The following is a 7,309-nucleotide window of genomic DNA, read 5'->3' on the forward strand; positions in this document are numbered from 1 at the left end:
AGCCGGATCACTTTATCGGGACATTATGATCCAAATTGTGCAAATTGCCGTATCAGAATTACCAGCATCTGAAGGAAATCAGTGCAGTTCAAGGCGTTTACGGGAAGTCCAGAAAGCAGCGGATGACGCAGGAAATAGACCATATCGCGGGTCATACCTTTCACGGGCGCAAGGGTGCGATTGAAAATGCATTCCGATACTCGGTAGATTACATCCTGCTGGATCCCGAAGCAGAGCTGAACACCCCTTTTCTGTTTTCGGTTGATCGCGCAAACGTAACGAACTGGCGTACCAGAGATCATGGGGGAGAGCCAGGTCGGGGCGAAGGCGCGCTTTGGCTACGTGCGCGATTTGATGAAATGTCGGTGCAACAACCGGCGCGTTTCAAGTTGCTGACGCAACCCCGTGTTTTGGGGCACGTTTTCAATCCAGTCAGTTTTTGGTTCTGTTTTAATGACAGCGATCACCTGTATGCCGTGGTGGCCGAGGTCACCAATACCTATGGCACCCGTCACAGTTACCTGTGTCACAAACCTGATTTCTCGGTCATCGAACCGACTGACAGGGTGGTGGCGGACAAGCTGATGCATGTCTCACCGTTTCAGAAAATCGAAGGCAGCTATACGTTCCGCTTCGACTATCGCCCGGATCGGGTCGGTGTATGGATTGATTACGGCCGCGCTGATGGTGGGCTGATCGCGACGCTGACCGGACCGCGGCAACCCCTGACCAACCGGGTGATCCTGTGGTCCTTGCTGCGACGGCCATTCGGCGCCCGGAGAACCTTTGCACTGATCGTCTGGCAGGCTTTCAGGCTGTGGTTGAAAAAAGCAACCTTTCGCCCGTTTCGCAGGCAACCGGTACCGGACGAACCTGTTTCACGGGCGCGGCACGAGGGCCGTTGTTTGCGTAAGATCAAAGACTCGGCTGGTGTTCGGTGATTGTGATGGCATGACAACCGCGAACACGAGGAACATGATCCATGTTGGAAATATCGGCAAGAAAGGTCGCTCAGATTGCCATGATGGGGCGCGAGCTGAACCGGGCAGAAGGTGAAATGCGCGCCTTCATCGAACGTATGAGCGAAGACGAGCAAGCCGAACTGGTTGCCATCATGTGGATCGGCCGCGAAAGCTTTTTCCCCGAGGATCTGGCCGAAGCGATTGCGACTGCCAAGGCCGAGGCCTCGACCCCCTGTGCTGACTATCTGATCGGCACTCCGCACATGTCCGACCACCTTGAAAATGGCCTGGATGCGCTGGGGATTTCGGCCGAGGACGTCGAAAACGATCTGATGTGACCTGCCTGCATAGGGGCGTTTTCTGCGACGGGTCGATATTCGCGTTATCTTGATCCGCCCTTGAAAGGACATGTCGCGGGCCTGGATCGAAGTTTGCAATCAACGCGTCGGTCCAGCCGTAACTTTCGCTCCATACCAGTCTTAACAAACCTTAATGATCCGGTTTTGCAACGTTAAGGCAGGCTTCCCAAATTTGATGTCAGGAAGACAAAGACATTGAGTTCAGGAGGAGAAAGACATGTCACATACACAAACATTCGAAGGCCGGGGTGGCCTGCTTGACGGTCTGTTTTCAAACTATGCGGAAGCAAAGGTCGAACATTTCCGCCGTCGGATTCTTTCGAAAACCGTGCGGGATCTGGAAAAGCTTGATGACGTGCAACTGGCCGACATCGGCATCCAGCGGGATCAGATCAAAAGACGCGCATATGAAAATGTGTATCACAACAAGCCATACCGGCAGTGATCAAGCATTCAGCGTGAACTGAAAACAATCCCCCAAAAGCCTGTCAGCGAGGTTACCAGAATGTTCGACGCCATACCGCCCACCAATGAACCGGCTCCGGCTGTCAGCGCGCTTTTGCTGTTCGACCGTGCCATGCGAATCCGTTCGATCAGCCCTGATATCGTCCGCGCAGCCCAGCATCTGAATGCTTTGACCGATCATCAGTTGTCCGAGCTGGGTATCAACCGCAGTGATATCGAAGATACCATCCAGCGGTATATCTGAAGGCCGGGTGAGGGAAACCCGAACGAGGACAACATGCGTAATGTAGAACAATGAAAGCCATTCCAGACAGTCTGGAATGGCTTTTTTGAATTCAGGCCGTATGATCGACGATTTGCAGATGCTGGGCCAGCTTGTCGATTTCAGCCATCCATCCCTGCACCAGCTTTGGATCGCTCGGGGCCGCGTGAACCCCGGCCGGGATGGCGCGGTTCAATACGGCCTCGACGGCAAGTGAGACCGGAATCGACACCAGACGCGCCATTGCCGTGCCACGCGCGTCGCCCCAGGCATCCATGACATAGGTCTTGTGCCAGACGGGGATACCGTCTTTCTCGGCCTTCAACCCCACGCACAACACAACGCGATCAGGCTCGCCTTCGTCATAGGCGTTTTCCTCCCAGAACTGGTCCGACATCTCTTTCAGACGCGCATCCCCTTCCGGGCCGGACAGGGTTTCGATCTCGGTGAACACATCCGACCATGCGTCGGCCCAGCCGTTCAAGCGCAGGGTGCCGCGGACGAATTCCTTGACCGGCCAGTGATCCTCGAAATGGTACTGCGCCATGAAGGGAATCGAGTCGCGGTTCGGGTAGACCTCGAAGCTTTCCGGTGTCGGCAGCGGGGCGATGTAGCTGCTGATCGCATCCCAGGGGCGGGCAACGTCCAGCGGCGCGTAATCGCGGATCGATTTCGACGGCGACCTCAGCGCTTTCAAAACGCCCAGCGGCGACCAGCTGAATTTATAGCGGAACGGGTTGGGGTTCTTGGGAATGCCGCCGCAATAGGAAATGAAGCTCAGGTGGTTCTCCGGGTCGAACGCATCCGAGCCGCGGTAGTCGTCGATCAGGGCATGTGCCATCAGGTGATCGATGCCCGGGTCCAGCCCGACCTCGTTGACCAGTGCGACACCGGCCTCGCGCGCCTTGTCATCCAGCGCGCGCATCTCGGGCGCGATATACGAGGACGAGACGAAATGCGCGCCCTTCTCGATCGCCAGTTCCGCCAGCGGCACATGCCAGTCGCCCGGCAGCATCGAGACGATCACATCGCCCTTCTCCAATACGGCGCCAAGCGCGTCGATGTCGAAGGCGCGGATGTCGTCGGTCAGGTCTCCGACCTCGGCCCTGGCCTTTTCGATTGTCCGGTTCCAGACGGTGACCTTATGGCCACCTTCGATCAGGCGACGCAGGCCGGGAATGGCCGAGAGGCCGGTGCCACACCAATGAATGGTCATCGTTCAGAGTCCTTCAATATGCGTTTTGTAAGTTGCTTCTGCCCGACCCCAGACACCGCTGTCCAGATCGGTCAGGGTCAGCAAGGACGGCAGAAGCTGCGCCGCGTAGTCTTCCGAGCTTTCGACCGGCAGCATCGACGGCAGGTTGTCGATCGCCATCACGTCCATCACCGGGTCGGTGGCCACGCGCAGGGCGGGTTCTTCCCATGTGGTGGCGCGGTCATAGACGGGCACCGGGTTGTAGTCGCTGTCAGGGTCGCAGGCCACATCGCCGATGGCGGTCAGCTTGCGCGGGGCGGTCAACGCCTCGCGCGGGACAAAGACAGGCGTTCCGGGCCGCGCGAAGATGCAGTTCAGGAACAGATCATGGTCAAGGATTTCGGGGAACGGTCCGCCGCTGGCCGTCTCGGCCATGTCCCATTTGGTGACTGCGACGCCCATTGCCTCACACAGGTCTGCGGCACCGGTGCCCACACGGCCCAAAGCTCCGATGACGATGGCGCGGGGGCGGGGTGCGCCGGTGGCGTCCAATTCTGCCAGAAGTTCGGCGTTCAGCGCGTCCTTGCCGGGATAGACGCCGACGGGGCCGCAGATCCCGCCCCGTTGCTGCGCCGCCCAGGTCTTGAGCGTCACCGCCGCGCCCGCGTAGCCTGCCCAATAGCCGAATGCCGCGACCCGGCGACCATCCTCATCCACGAGGTATTCCAGATCATAAAGCGTGCCGCCGCCGGCCTTGAACCGTTCCAGCAGAGTCCGGCCCGAATGCTGGCCCTTGAAGGCATGGCCGAACATGATGTGGCGGTGGGGCAGGGGCGTGCCGTCGTCGGGCAGTTCCTTGAGGCCGAAGATGATCGCGTCCAGCGGGGCCTCGGGCCAGGAATTCTCGGGCGCGATCTCGCAGCCTGCGTCCTTGTAGCCGTCGATCGGGATGGCGCGGGCATGGCTTTCCTCGACCGTCACGCGGATGCCGGCCGCGATCAGTGCGGCGGCGCCTTCCGGTGTCAGCCCAACCCGTTCTTCGTTCGGGCGCTGTTCTGCCCGGACCCAGAGATGTGTCATCTTACTTCCTTTTGTCAGAGCATTCCGGCGGCCCGCACCGCCTGAACCGAAGGGCGTGCCTCCATCGCCTCACGGAAGGCGACGATTTTGGGAAAGGCCGAAACGTCCACGCCATCGCCTTCCAGCCAGCTGCACACCACGAACAGGTAAGCATCGGCCAGCGAGAACGCCTCGCCCAGCACGAATGGTCCACGCAGGCTGTTCGACGAGATATAATCGCATGATGCGGTCATCGTCTGCGCGACCTTGTCTTTCATGTCTTTCCAGCTGGATTTCTTGTCGGCCCAGCGGTGCCCGCGCAATTTGTGCGCGTGGTTCACATGCATGGTCGAGGCAAGGTAGAACATCACTTCACGCATCCGGGCCGCCATCACCGGGTCGGTCGGCACCAGGCCGGCCTCGGGGGCTTTGGCGGCGACAAATTCCAGCAATGCCCCGGTCTCGGTCAGGATGCCTCCATCAACGACCAGTGCCGGAACGCGGCCCTTGGGGTTGATCTGTTTGTAGGCCGGTTTCGTCTGTTCACCCCCGGCGAAGTCGAGCTTGACCGCTTCGTATTCCAGCCCGGCCTCTTCCAGTGCGATCGCAACAGCGACCGAGATGGTTCGGGGTGCATAGTAAAGCTGCATCAGGCGTCTCCGGTCTGGTTACAGGTGGGTCTGCGCGAACTGCCGATCAGGTGCTTCCAGATGCGGAACGGCGTTGAAAAGAACCGGGCTCAGCTGAGCACCAATCGGATGCAGACGATGCATCGACGTGTTCATGATCGCAAGGGCCACCCGTGCCATTGACGGGATATCCAACCCCATCGCCTGCCGCACCACCATCGAAATCAACCCGCCCGAGGTCACGACAATGGCCGGTCCGCCCTCGGTTCCGATCTCGTGCAGCGCGTCGCGCACGCGCGTCTCGAATTCTTCGAAGGTTTCGGGCGGGTTCTCGATTTCGCCGTTGGCCCAGGCCGCAAAGGTTTTGGGCAGATGTTCGACGAAACCTTCGCGGTCCGTGGGGATCGCAACACCGTGTTGGTCCTCGAACAGTTGCGCCAGCGTGAAATACTCGATCTCGTTCAGTCGCGCGTCACGAATTGGATTGGGCAAGTCCATACTGGCCGCCGTCTCGGCGTGGCGGGTCAGGGTCCCGCAATAGACCCGGGTATAGTGGCTGCGGGTATCACGCAGATGCGCCCCCAGCCAGCGCGCCTGCTGATGCCCCAAGTCGCTGAGCCTATCGTAACTTGCCTCGTCTCGCGCCGTTGTGTTCGCCTGCCCGTGACGCACCAATGTGATATGTGACATGTCGGTCCCTCTTGCGCCGAAGTCTTAGGGCAGGTTCCCCTCCTGTGCCAGAGGGGTTTCACGCCTGTCGAAAAAAACCTCGCCCCTTTTCTGTTTCTGGCTATGGTTCGCCCCGTACAAGCCTTCGGAGGGGTTTATGACCGTCGATCACACGCGTTTTCTGACCGACCTGCATAAGTTGCGTGAATTCGGTGCCTCGGGTGTGGGCAAGGGGGTTGTCCGCCCCGCCTATTCCGACGCGGATATCGCCGCGCGCCAGTGGCTTGCCGGACGTATGCGCGAAGCGGGCCTGACCCCGCAGTTTGACCCGGTGGGAAACCTGTTCGGATTGGCGTCCGGTCCTTCGCTGCTGATGGGATCACATTCCGACAGTCAGCCCGAAGGCGGTTGGCTGGACGGCGCCCTTGGCGTCATTGCCGCGCTGGAAATCGCACGTTCCAGCGACCGGCCCGTTTCGGTCGTCAGCTTTCAGGACGAAGAGGGGCGGTTTGGTGTGACCACCGGTTCTGCTGTCTGGTCGGGCGGGGTGTCTCTGGAAAAAGCCGATGTGTTGATGGATGGGGCCGGTGTCAGCTTTGGCCAGGCCCGATCCTCCATGGCAGACTTGTCCCGGGGCTTCGTGGACCCGTCCCGTTTCAACGGCTTCATAGAGATGCATATCGAACAGGGACCCTCTCTGGACGCGTCCGGAGACCAGATCGGAGTCGTCACCGATATCGTTGGCATCCGCGATATGCCGATCACCTTCGAAGGTCAGCAGAACCACGCCGGCACCACCCCCATGCACCTGCGGCGCGACGCATTTCAGGCCCTGTCCCTGTTCAACACCCGGCTCAATGAGCGGTTTCGCAATGTTGTCACCCCGCAGACTGTCTGGACCATCGGGCGGGTCGACCTGCATCCAAACGCATCGTCCATCGTACCGGGACGGGTTCGGTTCTCGATGCAATGGCGCGATGCTGATGCAGACCGTTTGGCCCGGATGGAGGAAATCATTCGGGCGACGGCACAAGAAACCGCTGAGCAAATGGGGATGAGCCTGGATTACGGTCCCATGCTGGGGCTGGATCCCGTCGCCATGGATCAAACCTTGCGCCGCGCTCTTGAACGCGGTGCGGAACAGGTTGCACCGGGTCGGTGGCGCAGAATGCCTTCGGGGGCCTTGCACGATGCCACCAACGTGTCGCGCCTGATGCCGGTCGCGATGCTGTTCACGCCCTCGATCGACGGAATCAGCCATGATTTTGCAGAAGATACGGCAGAGGTCGATTTGATTGCGGGGCTCGAAGTTCTGGTGCGTGCCGTACGGTCCCTCTCTGTCTAAACGCCACTTTGCAACAAAAAATCGCGAGGAAGGTGTTGCATAGACGGTGAAATCCCCCCCGGCATCCGGCAGGACGCCGGGAATTTTACGCGATGGAAACGAGGGTTGTTGCCTAACGGAAAAAAGTTTCCTATAGGAACATTCATGATGCATGCGTCTGTATACCGCCTCTTCTTCGGATCGGTGTTTCACTAAAAACCGGGTGGAATCATTGCATTCTATGCGGCTTGGGGCAGACTGACGGTTATGCATTTTGACCTTTGGATAATCGGAAGTTGGACCGGATCATGACCACACCGAAGCGCACGCCCTTGTATGACCTTCACGTCGCACTTGGCGGCAAGATGGTTGATTTTGCTGGGTG

General features: G+C 59.3%; 9 protein-coding genes. 5 read left to right on the forward strand and 4 right to left on the reverse strand.

Annotated features, from left to right (window positions below; genetic code table 11):
* Positions 1 to 122 precede the first annotated feature (122 nt).
* From AC2FFD_RS14990 to AC2FFD_RS15005, 4 genes are all read left to right on the forward strand, one after another.
* A complete protein-coding gene (locus AC2FFD_RS14990) occupies positions 123 to 941 on the forward strand; it encodes a DUF1365 domain-containing protein (protein WP_496873473.1) in 819 nt (272 codons plus the stop codon).
* A gap of 41 nt (positions 942 to 982) precedes the next feature.
* Positions 983 to 1,300 (forward strand): DUF3775 domain-containing protein, encoded by a 318-nt coding sequence (locus AC2FFD_RS14995; RefSeq protein ID WP_152459349.1) that lies wholly within the window; start codon positions 983 to 985, stop codon positions 1,298 to 1,300.
* A gap of 238 nt (positions 1,301 to 1,538) precedes the next feature.
* On the forward strand, positions 1,539 to 1,766 hold the full coding sequence (locus AC2FFD_RS15000; protein WP_496873474.1) for a YjiS-like domain-containing protein: 228 nt from the start codon (positions 1,539 to 1,541) through the stop codon (positions 1,764 to 1,766).
* 60 nt (positions 1,767 to 1,826) lie between these two features.
* A complete protein-coding gene (locus AC2FFD_RS15005) occupies positions 1,827 to 2,030 on the forward strand; it encodes a DUF1127 domain-containing protein (RefSeq protein WP_257599476.1) in 204 nt (67 codons plus the stop codon).
* A 91-nt stretch (positions 2,031 to 2,121) separates the two neighbouring features.
* Here AC2FFD_RS15005 and AC2FFD_RS15010 read toward each other — a convergent pair whose 3' ends face one another.
* Genes AC2FFD_RS15010 through AC2FFD_RS15025 form a run of 4 tightly spaced genes read right to left on the reverse strand, consistent with a single transcriptional unit; the run spans position 2,122 to position 5,621 of the window.
* Positions 2,122 to 3,264: a saccharopine dehydrogenase family protein gene (locus AC2FFD_RS15010; protein ID WP_496873475.1), complete on the reverse strand. Its 1,143-nt coding sequence runs from the start codon at positions 3,262 to 3,264 to the stop codon at positions 2,122 to 2,124.
* Positions 3,265 to 3,267: 3 nt separating this feature from the next.
* Positions 3,268 to 4,323 (reverse strand): saccharopine dehydrogenase, encoded by a 1,056-nt coding sequence (locus AC2FFD_RS15015; RefSeq protein WP_496873476.1) that lies wholly within the window; start codon positions 4,321 to 4,323, stop codon positions 3,268 to 3,270.
* A 14-nt stretch (positions 4,324 to 4,337) separates the two neighbouring features.
* A complete protein-coding gene (locus AC2FFD_RS15020) occupies positions 4,338 to 4,952 on the reverse strand; it encodes a glutathione S-transferase family protein (protein WP_496873477.1) in 615 nt (204 codons plus the stop codon).
* Positions 4,953 to 4,970: 18 nt separating this feature from the next.
* The gene (locus AC2FFD_RS15025) at positions 4,971 to 5,621 is read right to left on the reverse strand and encodes a histidine phosphatase family protein (RefSeq protein WP_170346653.1); all 651 of its coding nucleotides are present in this window, start codon (positions 5,619 to 5,621) and stop codon (positions 4,971 to 4,973) included.
* A gap of 136 nt (positions 5,622 to 5,757) precedes the next feature.
* On the opposite strand from AC2FFD_RS15025, the gene AC2FFD_RS15030 reads away from it, so the two are divergent.
* Positions 5,758 to 6,945: a Zn-dependent hydrolase gene (locus AC2FFD_RS15030; RefSeq protein WP_480685896.1), complete on the forward strand. Its 1,188-nt coding sequence runs from the start codon at positions 5,758 to 5,760 to the stop codon at positions 6,943 to 6,945.
* The last annotated feature ends 364 nt before the right edge of the window (positions 6,946 to 7,309 follow it).

The organism is Ruegeria sp. YTSC002, assembly GCF_059609845.1.